The organism is Microbacterium sufflavum (genome assembly GCF_023101165.1).
Lineage (GTDB): Bacteria > Actinomycetota > Actinomycetes > Actinomycetales > Microbacteriaceae > Microbacterium > Microbacterium sufflavum.
Map to the genome: position 1 here is coordinate 591,417 of NZ_CP078076.1, position 21,004 is coordinate 612,420.

Sequence of the window (21,004 nt, forward strand, 5' to 3'; positions counted from 1 at the left end):
GCACCCCCGCCCGCCCCACTCCCGGAACAGGATCCCCGACGTCGCATGACCCTCCCCGAGCCCTACGCCACCTGGTTCCCCGCTGCCGCGTTCGACGGCCGCTACGGACGCACCGAGGCCGACCTCCGCGCGGTCGCGCCCGCGCCCGCGCCGCCGGGGTTCGCGGAGCGGTGGCGGCGCTGGCGCCGTGAGACCGCCGCGGTGGACGCGGCTCCCGTCGTGCTGTCGTCGGCGGTCGAGCACGGGCGGAGGGTGTCGGTGGTCGAGCACAGCGGCGTCGACGGCGTGCGTCTGCGGGCCTGGGTCGTGGAGCCCCTCGACGGGCGACCGCGGGCCGGCGTCGTCCACAGCCACGGCTACGGCGGCCGCGAGGAGGTCGACCTCGCGCGCGTGCCCGAGGGCCTCGCGGCGATCTTCCCGGTCGCCCGCGGCCTCGGCGCCCTCAACGCCGGGGTGGGCGCACCCGAGTCGACCGCGGAGCACGTGCTCGCCGGCATCGACGACCCGGAGCGCTACGTGCTCGGCCGCTGCGCACGCGACCTGTGGCTGGCCGCCGATGCCCTGTCCGCGCTCGTCGGGGAGCTGCCGCTGTACTACGTCGGTGAGAGCTTCGGCGGCGGCATCGGTGCGCTGGCGCTGCCCTGGGACGAGCGCTTCGTGGGCGCGACGCTCATCGTGCCGAGCTTCGGGCAGTACGACGAGCGCCTCGCCGTGCGGTGCCTCGGCAGCGGCGAGACCGTGCGGCAGCACGTGCGCCGCCACCCCGAGGCGCGGGAGGTGCTGCGCTGGTTCGACTCCTCCACGAGCATCGGCTTCGCGCGCATGCCGGTGCGCGTGGAGGCCGCCCTGTGGGACCAGTACGTGCCGCCGCAGGGGCAGTTCGCCGTGGCCGCCGGTGCCCGCGAGGTCGAGCTCGCCGTACTCCCAGCCGGGCACGCCGAGTACCCCGGGTGGGCGGCCGTGACGGCGGCGGCGATCCGCGAGGGCCGGGCGCATCTGGAGCGCGTGCTCGCCCGGTGAGCGCCCGGAGATGCCGCAGGCGCGCACGCGGGTCCGCGCAGGCGAGCACTGGACGCAACCTGTCATAACAGGTACAGTGAGCTTGTCATTACAGGTTGCGCAGCGCCGCAGCATCCCGTCCGAGGAGCATCGATGCCCGAGTACCAGACCCCGCCGATCCCGCCGATGGCCATCGCCTTCGACGCCGAGAAGCTGACGCTCTCCCCCGAGGGCCCCACGCTCACGCGGCGGATGTCCGACCTCGAGGGCCTGTTCCGGGATCACGACGCCTGGGCCGCCTCCGCATCGGGCGACGACCCGGTGGTCTACACCGTCGTCAGCTCCCCCGTGCCCGAGGTCGACCGCGAGCTGCCGCAGTCGATCACGACGATCATGCCCGGCGACACGTCGGGCGAGCTGTGGATGACGAAGGGCCACCAGCACCCCGACCACCAGGGCGAGATCTACCTGGCGCTGAAGGGCCGCGGCGGACTGCTCATGTTCGACGGCGAGCGCACCGAGTGGCTCGACATGCTCCCCGGCACCATCGGCTACATCCCCCCGGGCTGGGCGCACCGCTCGGTCAACACCGGCGACGAGCCCTACGCCTTCCTCGCCGTCTACCCGGGCGGCGCGGGGCACGACTACGGGTGGGTGCTGGAGCACGGCATGGGCTCGCGCGCCTACCGTGCGGAGTCCGGCGTCGACCTGCGCCCGTACGCGGAATAGGCTCCGGCCATGCTGATCGCGCACGACCTCGGCACCACCGGCAACAAGGCCTCGCTGCACCATGACGACGGCCGCCTGATCGCCGCGGTCACGGTGCCGTATCCCGCGCACTTCGCCGCGGGCGGGATCGCCGAGCAGAACCCCGACGACTGGTGGAACGCGGTCGTCGCCGCCACCCGCGACCTGCTCGCACGCACGGCCACCGCACCCTCCGACGTCGCGGGACTCGTGGTGAGCGGGCAGATGATGGGCGCCGTGCTGCTCGACGGCGACGGCGAGCCCGCGCGTCCCGCCATCATCTGGGCCGACACCCGCGCCGGGGCGCAGCAGCGCGAGCTCGAGGCCGCGCTCGGCGCCGAGCGGGCGTACGGCATCCTCGGCCACCGCCTGAACCCCACCTACTCGGTCGAGAAGATCATGTGGGTGCGCGACAACGAGCCCGACGTGTGGTCGCGCGTGCGCCGGGTGTGCGTCGCGAAGGACTTCATCGTGCTGCGGCTCACCGGGCGCCTGGCCACCGACCGCTCCGACGCCTCGGGCATGAACGCCTACGACCAGGCCGCCGGCACGTGGTCGAGCGAGGTGCTGGCAGCCGCTCGGCTCGACCCGGCCCTGTTCCCCGAGATCCTGGAGTCGACGCAGATCGCAGGTCCCCTCACCCCCGCGGCGGCCGAGGCCCTCGGCCTGCACACCGGCGTGCGCGTGGTGATGGGCGGCGGCGACGGACCCCTGGCCGCGGTCGGCTCCGGCGTCGTGGCCCCCGAGGACGGCGCCTATGTCTGCCTGGGCACCTCTTCCTGGATCTCGTTCGCGGCGGACGCCCCGCTGCACGACCCGGCCATGCGCACCTTCACGTTCGACAACGTCGTGCCCGGCTCGTTCGTCCCGACGGCCACCATGCAGGCGGGCGGCGCGTCGGTGCAGTGGATCGCGGAGGCGCTGTCGCCCGATCCCGCGCACCCCGAGACCGGACGCCTGACCGCCGAGGCCTCGGCCGACGTCGACACCGACGACCTCTACTTCCTCCCCTATCTGCTCGGCGAGCGCTCTCCGCTGTGGGATCCTGATGCCCGCGGGGCCTTCGTGGGTCTCGCGCGCCATCACGGCCGGGCGCACCTGGTGCGGGCGGTACTGGAGGGCACCGCGTTCAACCTGCTCACGTGCATCCAGGCGTTCCGGGAGTCGGGCGCCGTGATCGACCGCATCGACGCGGTGGGCGGCGGGGCCCAGAGCGACGTGTACCTCTCCGTGCTCGCGGATGTGTGGGGCGTGCCCGTGCGGCGGCGCACGATCGTAGAGGAGGCGAACAGCCTCGGCGCGGCGGTCACCGGAGCCGTGGGTCTCGGGCTCACCGACTTCTCGGCGGCGCGGGCGCTGAGCGAGGTCACGGCCGAGTTCACGCCCGACCCCGCCCGGCACGCGGTGTACGCCGAACGGCATGCCCGGTTCGCCGACGCCTACACCGCGCTCGCGCCCTGGTTCGCCGGACGGCCGCGCTGATGGGCGTCATCCTCGTCACCAGTCGCTCGTTCTCCGACGGCGACCTCGACCTGGTGGAGCGCGCGGCGCGGGCGGGGCACCGCATCCTCCGCGGGCCCGCGCATCACGACCTCGACGAGCTGCGGTCGCTGCTGCACGGGGCCGACGCGTGGATCGCGGGCACCGGTCCCGTGACCGAGGCGCACCTCGCCGCGGCACCGAAGCTCAAGGTGGTGGCACGCTACGGCGTGGGCACCGAGGCCGTCGATCTCGCGGCGGCCCGGGAGCGCGGCATCCCCGTCACGAACACCCCGGGCGCCAACGCCGACGCGGTCGCCGACCACGCGGTGGGGCTCATGCTCGCGGCGCTCCGGTTCGTGCCAGACGGCGACCGCCGGGTGCGAGCGGGCGATTGGGGTGTTCGGCGCGGCCGGGAGCTCGGCGCCGCGACCGTGGGCATCGTGGGCTTCGGCCGTATCGGCCAGGGTGTCGCGCGGCGCCTGAGCGGCTTCGGCTCCCGGGTGCTCGCGGCCGACCCGTTTTTTCCCGTCGAGCTCGTGCGGGCGCAGGGCGCGGAGCCGGTCCCGCTCGACGAGCTGTTCCGCGCGGCCGACGTGATCACCCTGCACGCGCCGGGCGGACAGCGGCTGGTCGACGCCGAGCGCCTCGCGGACATGCGCCGCGGCACGGTGCTGGTGAACACGGCCCGCGGCGACCTGGTCGACGAACAGGCGGTGGCCGAAGCCCTGCGCGACGGCACGCTCGCCGGCTACGCGGCCGACACGCTCGACGGCGACACCGCCGCCCACGACAGCCCGCTGCTCGCGGCCGACCTCGTCGACCGCGTGATCGTCACCCCCCACCTCGGTGCGCAGACCACCCAGGCCGTCGACAACATGGGCTCCCTGTCGCTCGACGACGTGATCGCCGTGCTGCGCGGCGCCGAGCCCGCCCACCCCGTGCCCGTTCCCCAGGAGATGCGATGACCACCACCGCCGACACCGCCGCACCCGCCGCGGACACCGCCACCGCGGACTACATGGGGTTCGTGGGCGTGACCACCGCCTCGTCGTCGATCATGAAGGTGTTCCCGCTCTGGGCCGACATCCTCGACCTCCCGACCCGCAGGCTCGTGGGCCACGACCTGCCGATGGACGCCGACCCCGCGCAGTACCGCGCGATGGTGGAGCAGATCCGTGACGACCCCCACCACCGGGGCGCCCTGGTGACCACGCACAAGATGAATGTGTACGCGGCGGCGTCCGACCTGTTCGACGAGCTCGACCCCTTCGCGGTGTCGTGCTCCGAGATCTCCAGCATCGCCAAGCGGGGCTCGCGCCTGTCGGGCCGCGCGAAGGATCCGATCACGGTCGACCTCGCCCTGAACGACTTCCTGCCCGACGACCACTTCGCCCGCACCGGGGCGGAGGTCGTCATCCTGGGTGCGGGCGGCTCGGGCACCGCGCTCAGCTGGGCCCTCGCGGAGCGCACCGACGCCCCCGCCCGCATCACGGTGACCGCGCGCACGCAGGACAAGCTCGACCACCTGCGCGAGGTGCACCGCCAGCACGGCACCCCCGACGACCTGCTGCGCTACGTGGTGACGGAGACGCCGGAGGAGGCCGATGCGCTGGTGGCGACGGCGCCCGCGGGTTCCGTGATCGCGAACGCCACGGGGCTCGGCAAGGACCGTCCCGGCTCGCCGCTCAGCGACGCGGTCGTGTTCCCCGCGGGCGCGTACGCGTGGGAGTTCAACTACCGCGGGTCGCTGGAGTTCCTGCACCAGGCCGAGGCGCAGCGCGCGTCGCGCGACCTGCACGTGGTCGACGGCTGGCGCTACTTCATCCACGGCTGGTCGCAGGTGGTGGCCGATGTGTTCGAGCTGGAGCTGACGCCCGAGACCGTGGAGCGGCTGGCCGCGGCAGCGGAGTCGGTGCGCTGATGCCCGTCGTGCGCACGGTGCTCGGCGACGTCGACGCGCCGGAGCTCGGGCGCGTGAACTACCACGAGCACCTGTTCCAGGTGTCGCCGCTGCTGCCGGGCGACGAGCTCGACGACGAGCAGGCGTCGGGCGACGAGGCGGCGGCGTTGCAGACGAGCGGCTTCGACGCGATGGTCGACGCCACGCCGTTCGGGCTCGCCCGGAACCCGGAGGCGCTGGCCCGCATCAGCGCGGCGACCGGACTGGGCATCGTCGCGACCACGGGTCGGCACCGCGAAGCCCACTACGGCGACGACCACCCGATGCAGGTGTGGGACGCGGAGCGGCTGTCCGCGCTGTTCGTGGCGGACCTCACCCGCGGCATGCCCGCCTCCGACGACGCGGTGTTCGCCGCGCCCGACGTGCCCGTCGCGACCTCGCCCACGGGCGCCCCGGTGCGCGCGGGGATGCTCAAGGCGGGCATCGACTACTGGCGCATCAGCCCGTTCGAGCGCACGACCCTCGACGCGGTGGCGGCCGCGCACCGCGAGACCGGTGCCCCCGTCATGGTGCACCTGGAGTTCTGCACGGCGGCGCACGAGGTGCTCGATCTGCTCGCGGCCGAGGGCGTGGCGAGCGATCGGGTGGTGCTCGCCCACGCCGACCGCGACCCCGACCCCGGACTCCACGTGTCGCTCGCGGAGCGCGGCGCCCACCTCGGCTACGACGGCTTCGCCCGTCCGCGCACCCGATCCGACGCGGAACTGCTGGCCCTGACCGCCGCCGTGGTGGAACGCGGTGCGGGCGACCGCATCGTGCTCGGCGGCGACGTCGCCCGGCGCACGCGGTACATCGCCTACGGCGGGATGCCCGGGCTCGCCTACCTCGGCGACCGGTACCTGCCGCGACTGCGCGACGCGGTCGGCGATGCGGCCGTGCAGCGTATGCTCGTGCACACGCCCGCACGACTGCTCACCCTCGACCACTGAGACCGCGCCGCCCGACGCCGTCTCGCCGCCTCCACCCGAGGAGCCCCCATGACCGAACCCACCATCCTGCACGCCGTCTTCACCGCGAAGCCCGGGGCGGCCGACCGGGTCGCCGCACTCCTGCGGGAGTTCGCCGAGATCGTCCGCGCCGAGGAGGGCAACGTGGTGTTCGACGCCACGCGACTCGTCGACGACCCCGACCGCTTCTTCGTCTACGAGGTGTACCGCGACGAGGCCGCGTTCCAGGAGCACCTCGCGGCGTCCGCCGGGGTCCCGTTCAACGCCGCGCTGCAGGAGCTGATCGTCGAGCCGGCCTCGATCCTCACCTTCCTCCGCCGCGTCTGACCCCCTGCCCGAGGAGCTCGCGCGGGCTCCTGTGGACAACCCGGACCGACGCGCCGGCGTTGCACGTACCGTGGCCCGGTGACTCGTCCCCACTCCCTTTCGACGCGCGCCCTCGCCGCCCTCGCCGTCTCCCTCGTCCTGCTCACCGGCTGCACTGCCGATCCGAAACCCTCCCCGTCTCCGACGCCGACCCCGCCGTTCGCCTCGAAGAAGGACGCCTTCGCCGCCGCCGAGGCCACGTATCGCGCCTACAACGACGCCCTAAACCTCGTGGATCCAGCCGATCCAGCCACCTTTGAGGCCGTCTTTGAGAGAACGACGGGCGACTTCCAAGCAGTGGATCGCAAGAACCTCTCCGTGATGCACGCCGAGGAACTGACAGTCTCGGGCGCGAATACCGTCGTGGCATTTCACCCCCTTCGAACGACGGCCACATACGACGAGGTCCGCGCCCGCATCTGTGTCGACGTCAGCTCGGTCCAGATCGTCGATGCACGCGGAGCGTCCAGAGTGGCGCAGGATCGAGCGCCGATCTATGTGGCAGATGTGACGTTCGTCTGGTCCGACGACGCATATCTGATCTCCCGCGCATCGAAGGCAGATGACTCGTCATGCGGCTGATCGCCTCCGTCGCCTTGGCCTGTTGCCTGCTTGCTTCAGCGTCGGATCACGACGACGGCGAATCAACCGCGGGCACGTCGTTCATGGCAGGCGCAGAGGGACGACAGCTCACCGTCACCGCGACGCAGACCACCCCCGCACCGCGCGGCGATAGCGCTCCCCGCGGTCGGAAGAACGGCAGCGCCGAGCCGAAGCCGGCCGACCCGTGCGCCGCCGTGCCGTACCCGTACAAGGCTTCGTGCGGGATCTACGGTGTCCGTGTCACCAGCGCCGACGGCGACCCGCTCACCATCTCGGATCTCGCCCGGTTCGCTCCCGAGCCGGTCGCCACGGCGGCCGAGCCGGGTGGGGTCGGGGTCGCGGGGCTTCCGACGAACTTCGTCACCGCCGCGACCGCGCACACGCAGCAGGGCACCATCCTCGACCTGGCCGTCACGGTGCGCTTCACCCCCACCGCGTTCGACACCACGTTCGGCGACGGCACCAGCGCCACCACCGCCACCGGGGGCCGCACCTGGGCCGCCGCCCACCAGCCGCAGTTCACCCCGACTCCGACGAGCCACGTCTACCGCGACCGCGGCACCTACACCGCCGTCACCACGGTCCGCTACACGGCAGAGGTCGACCTGGGCAACGGCTGGTTCCCCGTCGCGGGAGAGCTCTCGGTCGCCGGGCCCGCCCAGAGCATCCGCATCTACGAGGCCACGTCCGCTCTCGTCCGCTACACCTGCGACGAGCAGCCCACCGCAGCCGGCTGTTGATTCCCGTCCCGTCGCCGTCGCACGGAGCGTCGAAGGAGACCGCCGGGATGTCCTTCGATCTCCGCTGGGCGGTTCGACTCGGCAACGGGCACCTGCGCGAGGATCAACAACACGGTTGCAATCCCGTCAGCTCGGCAGTCGCGGGTCCCGGAGCGATGCGATCGCCTGGACCAGGCTCTCGTGGATGTAGTCCAACTCCGGCGATGTGAAGCTCGACCAGTCCTCGGCGGTGTCGGCGCCATCCGTGGACCAGGCCTCGTCTTGACCGCTCGTGTCGTCGGTCTGCTCCTGGGGGGTGTGCCGGTAGACCCACCAGAGGTTGCCCGAGGGGTCGACGAACCGCGCGAGCGTGTCACCGAAGAAGTCGGTCGGTGTGGTCACGACGCGGGCGCCGAGGGCGACGGCCCGCGCCAGCGTTGCCTCCACGTCGACGACGTACACCTGGAGGAACCCGGGGGTGAACGGCCAGTCCGGCTTGCGGTCGGCGACCGTGATCATCGAGTCCCCGATGCGCAGCTCGGAATGCAGGATCAGGCCGTCGGTGTCGAGCGTTCGCGCCTGGGGCACATCCGAGGCGTCGAAGACCTCGATCACGAAATCGATGATGCGGGCGGCATCGTCGGTCATGAGGAAGGGGTTGACGGTGTTCGACCCGGCAGGAACGGGAGCAGGTGTGGGCATGGTGCATCCTTTCGTTCCGCACAGGATGCCGTGCACCGCGGTCAGATCCTGTCCTGATGATCCTCCCGTCCCGGAAACACGAAGCCCCCCGCCGCAAGGCGAGGGGCTCCGTGGTTCAGCGGGTTGTCACTCGTAGAGCACCGCGGCGATCTTGTCGTCGTCGATGTTGTTCTTGTCGTACCAGTAGGAACCGGTGTCGTAGAACTCCTCGACGTCGTCGCCGTTCGCGGCGTCGTATGCGGCCTGCACGACCTGCGCGCCGATGCCGATCGGGTCCTGCGTGATGGCGCCGGCCATGGTGCCGTCCTTGATCGCGTTGATCTGCGCGGCGCCGGAGTCGAAGCCGACGATGGTGATCTTGCCCTTCTCCAGGCCCAGTTCGTTGACGGCGTTCACGACACCGATCGCGGAGCCCTCGTTGGTGCCGTAGATGCCCTTGAGGTCGGGGTGGGCGGCGATCAGCGTCTTGGCAATGTCGGCCGACTTGAGGTGGTCGCCGTCACCGTACTGGATGTCGACGATCTCGATGTCGGGGTAGTCCGACTCGATCTTCTCGACGAAGCCGTCGCGACGCTCGACACCGGTCGAGTTGATCTGCGAGTGGCCGACGATCGCGACCTGGCCCTCGCCGCCGATCAGCTCGGCCATGTGCTCGGCCGCGAGCGCACCGGCGACCTTGCTGTCGGTCGCGGAGAGGCTCAGGCCCACGTCGCCGTCACACGGGGCGTCGAAGTAGACCACCGGGATGTCCTTCGACTTCGCCTGCTCGAGCGGGGCGACGCACGCCTCGGGGTCGAGCGCGGCGTAGGCGATGGCGTCGGGGTTCTTGTCGATCGCGGCGGTCAGCATCTCGAGCTGCTGCGCGATCTCGGTCTCGGCGGCGGGGCCCTCGAACGTGATCTTCACGCCGAGCTCCTCGGCCTTCTGCTCCGCACCCTTCTTCACGGCCTGCCAGAACTGGTGCTGGAAGCCCTTCGAGACGAGCGCGATGTACATCTCGCCGTCGCCGCTGCCGCTGCCGGAGCCGGAGCCTTCCTCGATGACGTCGCCGCCACCGCCGGCACAGCCGGCGAACACGAGCGCGGAAGCGGCCACGAGGGCTGCGAAGGCGGTCTTCTTCCCGAATTTCATGAAAACTCCATTGTTTGAGTACGAGCCGGATGGTTCTGTGTGATGCCGGCCAGGGCCGGCTGTGGGACATTCCTGGTGCCTGTGCGGAGGGACTCCGCGGGTCCGGCCGGGGCCGGGTGGGGCGGCGGCGGGCACGGGTTTCGCCGCCGCCCTGGTCTCAGGTGCGCTGCCGGTTGCGCAGCGAGTCGAGGAAGACCGCCAGCAGCACGACCACGCCGACGACGATGTTCTGCCACTCGGTCTGGATCGACATGATGCGCAGTCCGTTCACGAGCACGCTCATGATCAGCGCGCCGATCACGGTGCCGAGGATCGAGCCGCGTCCGCCGAGGAGCGAGGTGCCGCCGATGATGACGGCCGCGATGGCCTGCAGCTCGTACCCGGTGCCGATCTGCGGCTGGGCGGAGTCGAGGCGCGAGGCGATCACGATGCCCGCGACTCCGGTGAAGGCCCCGGCGAACATGTAGATGAGGATCGTCCAGCGGCGCGTGTTCACACCGGAGAGGCGGGTGGCCTCCTCGTTCGAGCCGATCGCGAACGTGTAGCGGCCGAGGAGCGTCTTCGACAGCACCAGCCACGCCACGATCGCGAGGGCGGCCGTGATGAGCACGGCGTTCGGGATGCCGGGGATGATCACGCCGAGCGCGATCTTCTTGAAGTCGGGCGCCGAGGTCGAGAAGTAGATCGGCGCGACGTTCGAGATGACGAGGGCGAGGCCGCCGGCGATCATCATCATCGCGAGCGTGGCGATGAACGGGGGAAGGCGGAGGAACGTGATGTTCACACCGTTGATGAGGCCCATCAGCACACCGGTCGCGATGCCGCCGATCACACCCAGCCAGACGGGGAGGCCGAGGTTGGTGACGATCACGCCGGTCATCACGGCGCACAGGGCCATGCCGGTGCCGATCGACAGGTCGATGCCGCCCGTGATGATGACGAACGTGGTGCCGAGGGCGAGGATGCCGATGACCGCGGTCGACAGCAGCACGGTGGCGATGTTGCTGAAGGTGAAGAAGTTGGGGCTGGCGATCGAGAAGAAGATGACCAGCACGATCAGGGTGCCGAAGGCCAGCGACTGCTGGAACTGGCGCTTCAGGAATCCGCCGATGTCGCGCTTGTCGGTGTTCTCGTTCACGGCCGTCTGGATGATGGTCGTCGTCGACCCTCCGGGCTGCTGTGGGGTGCTCATCAGTCTTCCTCCCCGTGGGCTGCGAGTTGCATGATCTTCTCCTGGCTGGCTTCCTCGTTACGGAGCGTCCCGGTGATGCGCCCGTTCGCGAACACGGCGATGCGGTTCGCGACGCGCAGGATCTCGGGGAGCTCCGACGAGATGACGATGATGGACTTGCCGCTGTCGGCGAGCTGCTGCATGAGGCGGTAGATCTCCTCCTTCGCGCCGACGTCGATGCCTCGCGTCGGCTCGTCGAAGATGAGGATGTCGCAGTCGCGCATCAGCCACCGGGCGATGACGACCTTCTGCTGGTTCCCTCCGGAGAGCAGCTTGACGACCTGGTTGACCGAGGGGGTCTTCACGCGCAGCTGCTGCACGTACTCCTTGGTGCGGTTCTTGGCCTTGCCGTCGCCCATCCAGCCGATGCCGTTGGCGTAGCTGCCGAGCGAGGCGAGCACGGTGTTGAACGTGACGTCCTGTTCGAGCATGAGCCCGAGCAGCTTGCGGTCTTCGGAGAGGTAGCCCACGCCGTGCTTGACCGCGTCGGCGGGCTGGGCGATCCGCGCCTGGCGCCCGCCGATGGTGATGGTGCCGCCGTCGCGGTGGTCGGCGCCGATCACGGCACGGGCGGTCTCGGTGCGTCCCGCGCCCATGAGGCCGGCGAACCCGAGGATCTCGCCCTTGTGCAGCTGGAACGACACGTCTTTCAGGAGGGTCTTCGTCGACAGCCCCTGCACGTCGAGCACGACCGGGTCGTTCAGGTGCTCGCGGGCCTGCGGGCGGGTCCCCTCGTCGATCACGCGGCCGACCATCATCTCGATGATCTTCGGGATCGTGATCTCCGCCTTGTCGAGTGATCCGATGTATGTGCCGTCGCGGAGGACGGTCACGCGGTCGGCGAGGCGCCGCAGCTCGTCCATCCGGTGCGAGATGTAGACGATGCCGGTGCCGCGCGCCTTGAGCTGCTCGATCAGCACGAACAGCGTCTCGACCTCGCTGTCGGTGAGGGCCGAGGTGGGCTCGTCCATGATGAGCACCTTGGCGTTGAACGACAGCGCCTTGGCGATCTCGACCATCTGCTGCTCGGCCACCGTGAGCTCGCCGACGAGCTGTCGCGGGTTGAGGTGGATGCCGAGGCGCTGGAGCAGCTCCGCCGTCTGCGCGTTGAGCTTGCGCTCCGACAGGAACGGGCCGGTCGTGGGCTCGCGGCCGACGTAGATGTTCTGGGCGACGGTGAGGTCGGGCATCAGGTTGAGCTCCTGATGGATGATCGTGATGCCGAGCTCCTGCGCCTGCAGCGGGCTGGTGAGCTCGACCTCGCGGCCCTCGAACGTGATGGTGCCCTCGTCCTTGGTGTAGATGCCGGAGAGGATCTTCATCAGCGTGGACTTGCCGGCGCCGTTCTCTCCCACGAGCACGAGCACCTCGCCCTCGCGCACCTCGAGGTGCACATCCTTCAGCGCCTGCACGCCGGGGAATCCCTTGCTGATCCCCTCGACCCTGAGGATGGGTCCACTCATGCGCTCACCTGCTTCCTTGGAGGTCGTCTCGCGATTGGCGGATCATTCCGCCGTAAACATCGGATCAATTCTGCGTCCTGCACCCGGGCTGGTGCAAGTTGTATCTAAATGTATCTAAAGATCATTCGATCGGGAAGACCTGTAATAACATCTTGATCTCGACCGAGGATCCCGTCGCCGCTGACCCGGCTCAGTGCAGCCGGATCGAGTCGACCGCGACGAGCTTGTCGCGGATATAGGCGTTGGCGTGCGCGCCGAGCTCGTCGTTGTCGGTCCAGAGGTTGCGCCAGATGCCCAGCATGCGACTGAGGTCGGGAGCGACCACCGCCGACGAGAACGACTCGAAGACGATCGGCCCGTCGTAGCCGATGCGGCCGAGCGCCTTGAAGAACGTGTCGAAGTCGACCGTGCCGGTGCCCAGGTACCCGCGGTGGCTCTCGCCGATGTGCACGTACCGCAGCGCCGGAGCCGCGTCGAGCACCGGGGCGAACATGTCCGACTCCTCGATGTTCATGTGGTACGTGTCCAGGTGCACGCCGAGGTTCGGGCGGTCCACCTCCGCCAGGTACGCCAGGGCCTGCCGCGCGGTGTTGAGCACGTTGGTCTCATAGCGGTTCACCACCTCGAGCGACACCGAGACCCCGCGCTCGGCGGCGTGGTCGGCGACCCGGGCGATCGTGCGACGGCTCGACGCGAGCCCCTCCGGTGTCACCGGGTCCATGTACTTCTGCATGGCGCTGTAGATCACGCCGCAGAAGTGGGTCCCGCCCAGCTCGGCCAGCACGTCGACCGCGCGCCGCAGCAGCGCCTCACCGGCCGCGACCACATCCGGGTCGGAGCTCGTGACGTCGGTCTCCGCGGAGAGCCCGAGGGAGGCACTGACCGCGAGACCGTGCTCGGCGAGGGCGCCCTTCGCCGCCGCGACGTCGAACGTGAACGGGTCCATCAGCGGGAACTCGATCAGGTCGAACCCGGCCTGCTTCGTCTTCTCCACTGCGAGGCGGATGCCGTCGGCGTCGAAGGTTCCGGTCCAGACGAGTCCGTGACAGCCGATGTTCATGAGACCTCTCCCGGCGGGTGTGCGGCACCGTCGCCGTCCGGACTTGGCACGTTCCAATTCCGGGTTCGACACACGTTAGGTCCGACGGCGACGGCCTGTCAAGAACTTTCTTGGCACGTTGCAATCCCTCGGCTAGCCTGGTGTCGCCGCCGGGGTCGCCTCGGCCCGTATCGACGAAGGAGACCGATGCCCGCCAGCGTGAAAGACGTGGCCGCCCTCGCCGGCGTCTCCTCCTCGACGGTCTCCAACTACCTCAACCACCCCCACGTGCTCGGGGAGGGCAGCCGGGAGAAGGTGCGGGCGGCCATCGAGCAGCTGGGCTTCGTGCCGAACGAATCGGCGCGGCAGCTGCGGGCGGGGTCGAGCAAGGCCCTGGCGCTGATCCTCCTCGACGCCTGGCTGCCGTACTTCCACGAGCTGTCCCGCGGTGTCGACGACGTGGCGCGCGAGGGCGGCTGGTCGCTCTTCTTCAGCAACAGCGACCGGGATGCCGACCGCGAGCAGCGCAACATCGACATGTTCGAGGCGCATCGCGTGCAGGGCATCGTCATCTACCCGCTCGGCGACGTGGTGCCGCGCCTGGAGCGACTCGCCGATCGCGGCATCCGCTCCGTCGTGGTCGGGCCGATCCGCGAATCCGCCACCGTCGCCTCCGTGCTGTTCGACGACCGCGCGGGCGGACGGCTCGCCGGCGAGCACCTCGTCGACCTCGGGCTGCGGCGCATCCTCTTCCTGGGGAACCCCGCGGTGACCGAATCGAACGACCGCCTGGCGGGACTGCGCGACGCCACGGCGGGCACGGGCGCGGAGGTCGAGGTGCGGGAGGTCGGGCACCTCGCCACCGAGGACGGACTGACCGCGGGGGCAGAGATCGTGGCGCAACCCGCGGACGAACGGCCCGACGCGATCTTCGCCGCGAACGACATGGTGGCGCTCGGCGTGCTGACACAGCTGCTGCGGCACGGCATCCGCGTGCCGGAGGACATCGCGCTGGTCGGCTTCGACGACGTGGCCGAGGCGCACCAGAGCGTCGTGCCGCTCACGAGCGTCCGCCAGCCCGGCTACGAGATCGGGCGCGCGGCCGGTGCAGCGCTGCTCGCTCAGCTCGCCGACCCCGCGGCTCCCCCGCCCGCGACCCCGCCGTTCCCCGCCGAACTCGTCATCCGCGAATCCACCCGCGGCCGCTGACCCGCATCACACCGCACGCACCGTGGGCGCCTGAGCCGGTTCACACCTCAGGAGAAGGGGCGCGCCCGGCGCCGGTACGCGCGGGAGGCCGGGTGTCCCCGCTGTTCCCCTGAGTCGTGAACCGATCGTCAGGCGGAGGGGTGGCCGACGACGCCCTTGCGGAGCAGGGCGTTGCCGTACTTGCGGGTCTCGCCCGTGCGCACCAGGAGATACGCGTCCTTGGCGACGTCGTAGTAGGCGAAGCGCTCCACGAACCGGGTCGTGTCGACCGCCGTGCCCGCCGCGTCCATGAGCTCGCGCTGCACGTCGAGCACCTCGCCGTCGGCTGACGCCATCAGGTCGAGGCCGGGCGCATCGTCGAGGGGCAGCACCGTGCGGATCGCCGCGACGACCTCGGGCGTCGTCGTGCCGGGGAGGTCGACGACCCGGGCGCCCAGCCCCCACGCGGGGAAGTGCGCATCGGCGACGACCACGGCGTCGGAGTGCCCCATGCGGTCGAGGTGCAGCAGCAGTTCGCCGGTCAGCAGCGGGTGGATTCCTTCGAGCACGAGGGCTCCTCTCGGGTCAGGCGGGGATGAGACCCTCGGCGGCGAGATTCTCCCACAGTGCGGACGGGATCTCCCGCGCAGCGTACTCGGCGTTCTGCGTCAGCTGTGCGGGGCGACTGCCGCCCACGACCACCGAGCGCACCACGTCGGACTGCAGCGGGAACTGGATCGCGGCCGCGGGCAGCGGCACCCCGTGGTCGGCGCAGACCGCGGCGATGCGCACCAGCCGGTCCCACAGCTCGTCGGGCAGCTGGCCGTACTCGTAGCGTCCGTCGCGGCGGGGCTCGTTCGACGCCAGCAGCCCGGAGTTGAACACCGAGGCCGCCACGATGCCGGTCGAGGTCTCGCGGCACGCCGGCAGCACGTCGACTGCGGCGGGCTGTTCGAGCAGCGTGTACCGCCCGGCGACCATGACGAGGTCGAGGTCCGCGGCCCGCACCGACGCGGAGAGCGCCTCCGACACCATCGAGCCGATGCCGATCGCGGTCACCTCGCCGTCCGCACGCACCTGCTCCAGCGCGGGGAGGGCCTCCGCCAGCGCGAGGTCGAGGTCGTGGCGCTCGGGGTCGTGCAGGTAGAGCAGGTCGATGCGCTCGATGCCGAGGCGTTCGCGCGACTCGTCGAGGCTCGTGCGGATGCCCTCCGCCGAGAAGTCCCACACGCGCTGCAGGGTGTCGGGCACGTGGAAGTCGTTCGCGGTGTCGAGGCCCCCCGCGTGGTCGGGGTTGGGGCGCAGCAGCCGTCCGACCTTGGTGGACAGCACGTACTCGTCGCGGGGCTTCGTACGCAGGAAGGCTCCGAGACGACGCTCGGACAGCCCGAGCCCGTAGTGCGGCGCGGTGTCGTAGAAGCGGATGCCGCTCTCCCACGCCGCGTCCAGCACGGCCCAGGCCTCGTCGTCGGACAGCTCCCGGAACAGGTTGCCGACGTTCGCGGCACCGTAGCCGAGCGTCGGGACGGTCAGGCGGTCAGGCACCGACATGCGCACCCGTCCAGGTGTACTCGGCAATGCTGTCGGCCTTCATCTCCATGCCGGTACCCGGCGCGGTGGGCGCCATGTACGAGCCGCCCTGGATGTCGGTCGGCACGACGAAGTGCTCGTGCAGGTGGTCGACGAACTCGATCAGCCGGCCCTCGCGCGTGCCCGAGACGGCGACGAAGTCGAACATCGACAGGTGCTGCACGGCCTCGCACAGCCCGACGCCGCCGGCGTGCGGGCAGACCGGCACGTCGAACTTCGCGGCGAGCAGCAGGTTCGCGATGTTCTCGTTGACCCCGGCCACGCGCACGGCGTCGATCTGCATGACGGAGATCGCGTCGGCCTGCAGCAGCTGCTTGAAGATCATGCGGTTCTGCGCGTGCTCGCCGGTGGCGACGCGGATGGGCGCCACCCCGCGGGCGATCTCGGCGTGCCCGAGGATGTCGTCGGGGCTCGTGGGCTCCTCGATCCAGGCGGGGTGGAACTCGGCGAGGGCGTTCACCCACTCGATCGCCTCCGATACCTCCCAGCGCTGGTTGGCGTCGATCGCGATCGGGAAGTCGGGGCCGCACACCTCGCGCGCCTTGCGGAAGCGGCGGATGTCGTCCTGCAGGTCGGCGCCGACCTTGAGCTTGATCTGCGTGAAGCCGTCGGCCATCGCCTCGCGCGCCAGGCGCTCGAGCTTCTCGTCGGAGTAGCCCAGCCACCCCGGGCTCGTCGTGTAGCCGGGGTAGCCGGTGGCGAGCAGCTGCTGCTCCCGCTCGGCGCGGCCGGGCTCGGCGGCGCGGAGGATGTCCAGCGCCTCGTCGCGGGTGAGGGCGTTGGTGAGGTAGCGGAAGTCGACCAGGTCGACCAGCTCCTCCGGCGTCATCCGGGCGAGGAGCTGCCACAGCGGCAGGCCCGCGCGCTTGGCCTTGATGTCCCACAGCGCGTTGATCACGGCGCCGATGGCCATGTGCATGACGCCCTTCTCCGGCCCGAGCCAGCGCAGCTGCGAGTCGCCGATGATCTCGCGGAAGGTGCCGCCCATGTCGTCGAGCAGCGGCTCGAGCTCCCGGCCGACCAGGTGCCCCGCGAGGGCGTCGATCGCAGCCACCTGCACGTCGTTGCCCCGTCCGATCGTGAACACGAACGCGTGCCCCTCGATGTCGTCATCCGCATCCGTGCGCACGATGACGTACGCGGCGGAGTAGTCGGGGTCGGGGTTCATCGCGTCCGACCCGTCCAGGCTCAGGGACGTGGGGAAGCGGATGTCGGTGGTGTCGAGGGCGACGATACGGCTCACGGGATTCCTCTCCATGCACGGGACTTCTTCCGTGCGGATCCCTTGGAGTGTAAACATCCGATGTCTATACTGTCAACGAGACCGGCCGCCGCAGAGCGGCTTCCCGAACGATCAGGAGAATCATGAAGTTCGCGCGGCTCGGCACCCCTGGGGCGGAGATCCCCGTCCTCGTGGAGGGTGACCGCTACCTCGACCTCCGCCCACTGACATCCGATGTCAACGGCGACTTCCTCGCCGGAGACGTCGCCGCCCGCGTCGCCGCCGCGCGCGACGCCGGAGAGCTCCCCGAGCTGCCCGACGCCGCGGGGATGCGCATCGGCGCGCCCATCGCCCGCCCCAGCGCGGTCATCTGCATCGGCATGAACTACGCCGCGCACGCGGCCGAGTCCGGCTCCGAGCCGCCGACCATCCCGATCATCTTCCTCAAGACCCCGAACACCGTGGTCGGCCCGAACGACACCGTCACGATTCCGCGCGGCAGCGAGAAGACCGACTGGGAGGTCGAGCTCGGCATCGTGATCGGCGCCCGCGCCGCCTACCTCGACTCCCCCGACGAGGCGATGGCGCACGTCGCCGGCTTCGTCGCCGCGAACGACGTGTCGGAGCGCGACTTCCAGATGGCGGTGTCGGGCGGGCAGTGGTCGAAGGGCAAGATCGCGTTCGGCTTCAACCCCACCGGACCGTGGCTGGTCACGCCCGACGAGGTGGACCACCGGGCCCTCGGCCTCCGCAGCTTCGTCAACGGCGAGCCGCGGCAGGACTCGAACACGAGCGACATGATCTTCCCCGTCGAGCAGATCGTGCACCACCTGTCGCAGTACGTGACGCTGGAGCCCGGCGACCTGATCCTCACCGGCACCCCGCAGGGCGTGGCCCTGTCGGGCAAGTACCCCTACCTCGCCCCGGGCGACGTGGTGGAGATCGAGATCGACGGCCTCGGCCGGCAGCGACAGGAGTTCGTGGCATGGGAGGCGCAGAAGTGAGCGGAACGATGGACGGCCTGGTGGCGATCGTCACGGGCGGAGCCTCCGGCATCGGCGCGGCGATCGCCCGCCGACTGCACGACGACGGCGCCACGATCGCCGTGCTCGACCGCGACACGACGAACGCCGACGAGCGCTTCGCCGCGTTCACCGCCGACGTGTCCGACCGCGCGAGCGTCGACGCGGCCGTGGCCGCGGTCGCCGAGCGCTTCGGCCGCATCGACATCGTGGTCAACAACGCCGGCATCGGCGCGCAGGGCGACATCGCCGCGAACGACGACGACGAGTGGGCGCGCGTGCTCTCGATCAACGTGACCGGCATCGCCCGCGTGACCTCGGCCGCACTGCCGTGGCTGCGGAAGTCGCCCGCCGCCGCCGTGTGCAACACCGCGTCGATCGCCTCCACCACCGGCCTCCCGCAGCGCGCGCTCTACTCCGCGTCGAAGGGCGCCGTGTCGGCCCTCACCCGCGCGATGGCCGCCGATCACCTGCGCGAGGGCATCCGCGTCAACGCCGTGAACCCCGGCACCGCCGACACCCCCTGGGTCGGGCGACTGCTCGACTCCGCCGCCGACCCCGAGGCCGAGCGCGCCGCCCTCGAAGCACGACAGCCCCACGGACGGCTCGTCAGCCCGGACGAGGTCGCCGCGGCCGTCGCCTACCTGGTGGGACCGGGCGCGGGCTCGACCACGGGCACGTTCCTCGAGGTGGACGGCGGGATGGCGCAGCTGCGGCTCCGCCCCGAGTGACCTCGCACCCTCCTCGACGAGAGCGCCCGGCGACTCCCTGAGCCGCCGGGCCCTTTCGCGTGTGGGCTGCCGTGCGGAGTCGGTGCGGGATCGAGAACGTGCCGCGCAGGGGCTTCGAGGGTGACATATCGCACGCGCACCGCGCGACGGGATGGGGCGGACGGGGCGGGGGGTCAGAGGCGGTAGAAGGTGGCGGCGGTGTCGTGGAAGAGGGCGGTCCGGTCGATGCCGCGGGAGTCCGCCCACGTCGAGACCGCGTCGGCCCAGCGGCTGCGGGCGGTCGGCTGATACGTCGACGGGGCGTCCGGGACGGCGTCCGGGGCGGCGTCCGTCCCGGCGGGGCCGACCGCGGAGACCGGCCAGTCGGTACCCCACATCAGGCGCTCCGGCCCGAAGACGTCGGCCGCGGTGTCCAGGAACGGCTCGAGCTGCGCGAGGCTCCAGTCACCACCCGCCTCCGCCGGAAGACCCGACACCTTGCAGTACACCTGCGGGTGGCGTGCGAGCTCGGCGAGATCGCGCTCCCACTCCGCGGTCGGGGCCAGCGGAGCGTGCGCGGTGCCGACCGCGGGCTTGCCGAGGTGATCCAGCACCATGCGCAGCTCGGGGATCGCGGCGGACAGCCGCGCGACGTCGGGCAGCTGCCACGACCGCACGCACGCGTCGAAGGCCCAGCCGTGGGCCGCGACCTCTCGCGCGCCCGTCACGAACGCGGACGACAGCGCCACCGCATCCGGCTCGTCCTGCAGGATGTGCCGCACGCCCACCACCAGCGGCTCCGCCGTGAGGCTCTCCAGGTGCACGGTCGTGTCGGTGCCGCGGTCGAGTCGGGCACCCGCGACGATGCCGACCACCCCGAGCCGCTCGGCCTGTCCCGCGACCCACCGCACCTCGTCGAGCTCGTCGTCGACCGCGGTGCCCGCCTGCACGAAGATCGCGCGCTCCTCGGTCGACCCGTCGATGCGGGCGCTCTCGATCTCCTCCGCGGCGAACCGCCCGGCGAGGGGCCCCTCCAGCCACGAGTAGGTCAGAACCTCCGGGTCCCACAGGTGCAGGTGCGAGTCGAGGGTGCGCATGCCCCCATCCTGCCGTAGACATCCGATCACTGTGCAAGGATGACGCCATGGCTGTCACTGACGAGGCGATCGAGAAGATCAAGGCGATGATCGTGTCGGGCGAACTGGCGCCCGGCGATCGCCTGCCCCCGGAGAAGGAGCTGTCCGAACGACTCGGGCTCTCGCGCAACTCGATGCGCGAGGCGGTCAAGGCGCTCGAGGTGATCCGCGTGCTCGACGTGCGCCGCGGCGACGGCACCTACGTCACGAGCCTGGAGCCGCATCTGCTGCTCGAGGCGATCGCGTTCGTGGTCGACATGCACGACGACGACTCGATGCTGGAGATGTTCGCGGTGCGGCGGATGCTCGAGTCGCAGGCGACCGGGCTCGCCGCGACGCTCGGCAGCGAGGAAGCGATCGCGGCCGTGCAGGAGGAGGTCGCCGGCATCGACGCCGGCGTGAGCATCGAGGAGCTCGTCGACCACGACATCCGCTTCCACCGCGACATCGTGGCGATGGCGGGCAACGCCTATCTGGCCAGCCTGATCGAGCACCTGAGCAGCCAGACCGTGCGGGCTCGTGTGTGGCGAGGGCTCACCGAGGGCGGCGCGGTCGAGCGCACGCTGTCGGAGCACCGCGCGATCGCCGACGCCATCGCCCAGCGCGACTCCGCTCTCGCCACGTCGCTCGCCACGGCCCACATCGCGGGCGTGGAGCGCTGGCTGCGGCAGGCCGCGACCGCCTGAGCCGCTGCGCGACACAACTCCTCAGAATCGCGGGGTTCCGCGGCGCCTCACCCCGTCGCGA

The 21,004-nt window shown here is 70.9% G+C and carries 22 protein-coding genes; 13 read left to right on the forward strand and 9 right to left on the reverse strand.

Annotation, left to right across the window (positions count from 1 at the left end):
• Window positions 1-45: 45 nt before the first annotated feature.
• From KV394_RS03050 to KV394_RS03090, 9 genes are all read left to right on the forward strand, one after another.
• Window positions 46-1,020 carry an acetylxylan esterase gene (locus KV394_RS03050; RefSeq protein WP_247982274.1) on the forward strand — a complete coding sequence of 325 codons (975 nt, stop codon included), beginning with the start codon at window positions 46-48 and terminating at the stop codon, window positions 1,018-1,020.
• 132 nt (window positions 1,021-1,152) lie between these two features.
• A complete protein-coding gene (locus KV394_RS03055; RefSeq protein ID WP_206252559.1) occupies window positions 1,153-1,728 on the forward strand; it encodes a glucose-6-phosphate isomerase family protein in 576 nt (191 codons plus the stop codon).
• 9 nt (window positions 1,729-1,737) lie between these two features.
• Window positions 1,738-3,228, forward strand: a complete 1,491-nt coding sequence (gene xylB / locus KV394_RS03060; RefSeq protein ID WP_247982275.1) for a xylulokinase — start codon at window positions 1,738-1,740, stop codon at window positions 3,226-3,228.
• Window positions 3,228-4,193 carry a phosphoglycerate dehydrogenase gene (locus KV394_RS03065; RefSeq protein WP_247982276.1) on the forward strand — a complete coding sequence of 322 codons (966 nt, stop codon included), beginning with the start codon at window positions 3,228-3,230 and terminating at the stop codon, window positions 4,191-4,193. The genes xylB and KV394_RS03065 overlap by 1 nt, the downstream gene beginning before the upstream one ends.
• On the forward strand, window positions 4,190-5,149 hold the full coding sequence (locus tag KV394_RS03070; protein ID WP_247982277.1) for a shikimate dehydrogenase family protein: 960 nt from the start codon (window positions 4,190-4,192) through the stop codon (window positions 5,147-5,149). The genes KV394_RS03065 and KV394_RS03070 overlap by 4 nt, the downstream gene beginning before the upstream one ends.
• Window positions 5,149-6,117 carry a phosphotriesterase family protein gene (locus tag KV394_RS03075; RefSeq protein ID WP_247982278.1) on the forward strand — a complete coding sequence of 323 codons (969 nt, stop codon included), beginning with the start codon at window positions 5,149-5,151 and terminating at the stop codon, window positions 6,115-6,117. The genes KV394_RS03070 and KV394_RS03075 overlap by 1 nt, the downstream gene beginning before the upstream one ends.
• A gap of 48 nt (window positions 6,118-6,165) precedes the next feature.
• Window positions 6,166-6,462, forward strand: a complete 297-nt coding sequence (locus tag KV394_RS03080; RefSeq protein ID WP_136029484.1) for a putative quinol monooxygenase — start codon at window positions 6,166-6,168, stop codon at window positions 6,460-6,462.
• A 78-nt stretch (window positions 6,463-6,540) separates the two neighbouring features.
• Window positions 6,541-7,083 (forward strand): hypothetical protein, encoded by a 543-nt coding sequence (locus KV394_RS03085; RefSeq protein WP_247982279.1) that lies wholly within the window; start codon window positions 6,541-6,543, stop codon window positions 7,081-7,083.
• A gap of 83 nt (window positions 7,084-7,166) precedes the next feature.
• Window positions 7,167-7,844 (forward strand): hypothetical protein, encoded by a 678-nt coding sequence (locus tag KV394_RS03090; protein WP_247982280.1) that lies wholly within the window; start codon window positions 7,167-7,169, stop codon window positions 7,842-7,844.
• Between the two features lie 126 nt (window positions 7,845-7,970).
• Here the strand turns inward: KV394_RS03090 and KV394_RS03095 are convergent, their stop codons facing one another.
• The 5 genes from KV394_RS03095 to KV394_RS03115 all read right to left on the reverse strand — a co-directional run bounded on the left by KV394_RS03095 (window position 7,971) and on the right by KV394_RS03115 (window position 13,410).
• Complete coding sequence (locus KV394_RS03095; protein ID WP_247982281.1) at window positions 7,971-8,525, reverse strand: VOC family protein; 555 nt, start codon at window positions 8,523-8,525, stop codon at window positions 7,971-7,973.
• A 126-nt stretch (window positions 8,526-8,651) separates the two neighbouring features.
• Window positions 8,652-9,656 carry an ABC transporter substrate-binding protein gene (locus KV394_RS03100; RefSeq protein ID WP_136029478.1) on the reverse strand — a complete coding sequence of 335 codons (1,005 nt, stop codon included), beginning with the start codon at window positions 9,654-9,656 and terminating at the stop codon, window positions 8,652-8,654.
• A 157-nt stretch (window positions 9,657-9,813) separates the two neighbouring features.
• The gene (locus KV394_RS03105) at window positions 9,814-10,848 is read right to left on the reverse strand and encodes an ABC transporter permease (RefSeq protein WP_205812648.1); all 1,035 of its coding nucleotides are present in this window, start codon (window positions 10,846-10,848) and stop codon (window positions 9,814-9,816) included.
• On the reverse strand, window positions 10,848-12,350 hold the full coding sequence (locus tag KV394_RS03110) for a sugar ABC transporter ATP-binding protein (protein ID WP_136029476.1): 1,503 nt from the start codon (window positions 12,348-12,350) through the stop codon (window positions 10,848-10,850). Before KV394_RS03110 ends, KV394_RS03105 begins: the two co-directional genes overlap by 1 nt.
• Window positions 12,351-12,540: 190 nt before the next feature.
• Window positions 12,541-13,410, reverse strand: a complete 870-nt coding sequence (locus tag KV394_RS03115; protein WP_247982282.1) for a sugar phosphate isomerase/epimerase family protein — start codon at window positions 13,408-13,410, stop codon at window positions 12,541-12,543.
• 186 nt (window positions 13,411-13,596) lie between these two features.
• Here KV394_RS03115 and KV394_RS03120 point away from each other — a divergent pair, with 186 nt between their 5' ends.
• Complete coding sequence (locus KV394_RS03120) at window positions 13,597-14,598, forward strand: LacI family DNA-binding transcriptional regulator (protein ID WP_247982283.1); 1,002 nt, start codon at window positions 13,597-13,599, stop codon at window positions 14,596-14,598.
• Between the two features lie 128 nt (window positions 14,599-14,726).
• Here the strand turns inward: KV394_RS03120 and KV394_RS03125 are convergent, their stop codons facing one another.
• From KV394_RS03125 to KV394_RS03135, 3 genes are read right to left on the reverse strand one after another with little or no spacing between them, the layout of a single operon-like run.
• Window positions 14,727-15,146 carry an RbsD/FucU family protein gene (locus KV394_RS03125; protein ID WP_136044849.1) on the reverse strand — a complete coding sequence of 140 codons (420 nt, stop codon included), beginning with the start codon at window positions 15,144-15,146 and terminating at the stop codon, window positions 14,727-14,729.
• A gap of 16 nt (window positions 15,147-15,162) precedes the next feature.
• Complete coding sequence (locus KV394_RS03130) at window positions 15,163-16,128, reverse strand: aldo/keto reductase (protein WP_247982284.1); 966 nt, start codon at window positions 16,126-16,128, stop codon at window positions 15,163-15,165.
• Window positions 16,115-17,410, reverse strand: coding sequence for an L-fuconate dehydratase (locus KV394_RS03135; RefSeq protein WP_247982285.1), 1,296 nt, complete (start codon window positions 17,408-17,410; stop codon window positions 16,115-16,117). Before KV394_RS03135 ends, KV394_RS03130 begins: the two co-directional genes overlap by 14 nt.
• 122 nt (window positions 17,411-17,532) lie before the next feature.
• Here KV394_RS03135 and KV394_RS03140 point away from each other — a divergent pair, with 122 nt between their 5' ends.
• Entirely contained in the window at window positions 17,533-18,393 is an 861-nt protein-coding gene (locus KV394_RS03140) for a fumarylacetoacetate hydrolase family protein (protein WP_247982286.1), read from the forward strand.
• A complete protein-coding gene (locus KV394_RS03145; protein ID WP_378823341.1) occupies window positions 18,375-19,142 on the forward strand; it encodes an SDR family NAD(P)-dependent oxidoreductase in 768 nt (255 codons plus the stop codon). Before KV394_RS03140 ends, KV394_RS03145 begins: the two co-directional genes overlap by 19 nt.
• A gap of 173 nt (window positions 19,143-19,315) precedes the next feature.
• Here the strand turns inward: KV394_RS03145 and KV394_RS03150 are convergent, their stop codons facing one another.
• Window positions 19,316-20,218 carry an amidohydrolase family protein gene (locus tag KV394_RS03150; protein ID WP_247982287.1) on the reverse strand — a complete coding sequence of 301 codons (903 nt, stop codon included), beginning with the start codon at window positions 20,216-20,218 and terminating at the stop codon, window positions 19,316-19,318.
• Window positions 20,219-20,265: 47 nt separating this feature from the next.
• On the opposite strand from KV394_RS03150, the gene KV394_RS03155 reads away from it, so the two are divergent.
• Window positions 20,266-20,943, forward strand: a complete 678-nt coding sequence (locus KV394_RS03155; protein ID WP_136029458.1) for a FadR/GntR family transcriptional regulator — start codon at window positions 20,266-20,268, stop codon at window positions 20,941-20,943.
• Window positions 20,944-21,004: the final 61 nt, after the last annotated feature.

Bases quoted from the DNA above. Each gene is read 5' to 3' on its own strand.
- KV394_RS03050 (WP_247982274.1), top strand. From the start codon at position 46: ATGACCCTCCCCGAGCCCTACGCCACCTGGTTCCCCGCTGCCGCGTTC.
- KV394_RS03055 (WP_206252559.1), top strand. From the start codon at position 1,153: ATGCCCGAGTACCAGACCCCGCCGATCCCGCCGATGGCCATCGCCTTC.
- xylB (WP_247982275.1), top strand. From the start codon at position 1,738: ATGCTGATCGCGCACGACCTCGGCACCACCGGCAACAAGGCCTCGCTG.
- KV394_RS03065 (WP_247982276.1), top strand. From the start codon at position 3,228: ATGGGCGTCATCCTCGTCACCAGTCGCTCGTTCTCCGACGGCGACCTC.
- KV394_RS03070 (WP_247982277.1), top strand. From the start codon at position 4,190: ATGACCACCACCGCCGACACCGCCGCACCCGCCGCGGACACCGCCACC.
- KV394_RS03075 (WP_247982278.1), top strand. From the start codon at position 5,149: ATGCCCGTCGTGCGCACGGTGCTCGGCGACGTCGACGCGCCGGAGCTC.
- KV394_RS03080 (WP_136029484.1), top strand. From the start codon at position 6,166: ATGACCGAACCCACCATCCTGCACGCCGTCTTCACCGCGAAGCCCGGG.
- KV394_RS03090 (WP_247982280.1), top strand. From the start codon at position 7,167: ATGGCAGGCGCAGAGGGACGACAGCTCACCGTCACCGCGACGCAGACC.
- KV394_RS03095 (WP_247982281.1), bottom strand. From the start codon at position 8,525: ATGCCCACACCTGCTCCCGTTCCTGCCGGGTCGAACACCGTCAACCCC.
- KV394_RS03100 (WP_136029478.1), bottom strand. From the start codon at position 9,656: ATGAAATTCGGGAAGAAGACCGCCTTCGCAGCCCTCGTGGCCGCTTCC.
- KV394_RS03105 (WP_205812648.1), bottom strand. From the start codon at position 10,848: ATGAGCACCCCACAGCAGCCCGGAGGGTCGACGACGACCATCATCCAG.
- KV394_RS03110 (WP_136029476.1), bottom strand. From the start codon at position 12,350: ATGAGTGGACCCATCCTCAGGGTCGAGGGGATCAGCAAGGGATTCCCC.
- KV394_RS03115 (WP_247982282.1), bottom strand. From the start codon at position 13,410: ATGAACATCGGCTGTCACGGACTCGTCTGGACCGGAACCTTCGACGCC.
- KV394_RS03120 (WP_247982283.1), top strand. From the start codon at position 13,597: ATGCCCGCCAGCGTGAAAGACGTGGCCGCCCTCGCCGGCGTCTCCTCC.
- KV394_RS03130 (WP_247982284.1), bottom strand. From the start codon at position 16,128: ATGTCGGTGCCTGACCGCCTGACCGTCCCGACGCTCGGCTACGGTGCC.
- KV394_RS03140 (WP_247982286.1), top strand. From the start codon at position 17,533: ATGAAGTTCGCGCGGCTCGGCACCCCTGGGGCGGAGATCCCCGTCCTC.
- KV394_RS03145 (WP_378823341.1), top strand. From the start codon at position 18,375: ATGGGAGGCGCAGAAGTGAGCGGAACGATGGACGGCCTGGTGGCGATC.
- KV394_RS03150 (WP_247982287.1), bottom strand. From the start codon at position 20,218: ATGCGCACCCTCGACTCGCACCTGCACCTGTGGGACCCGGAGGTTCTG.
- KV394_RS03155 (WP_136029458.1), top strand. From the start codon at position 20,266: ATGGCTGTCACTGACGAGGCGATCGAGAAGATCAAGGCGATGATCGTG.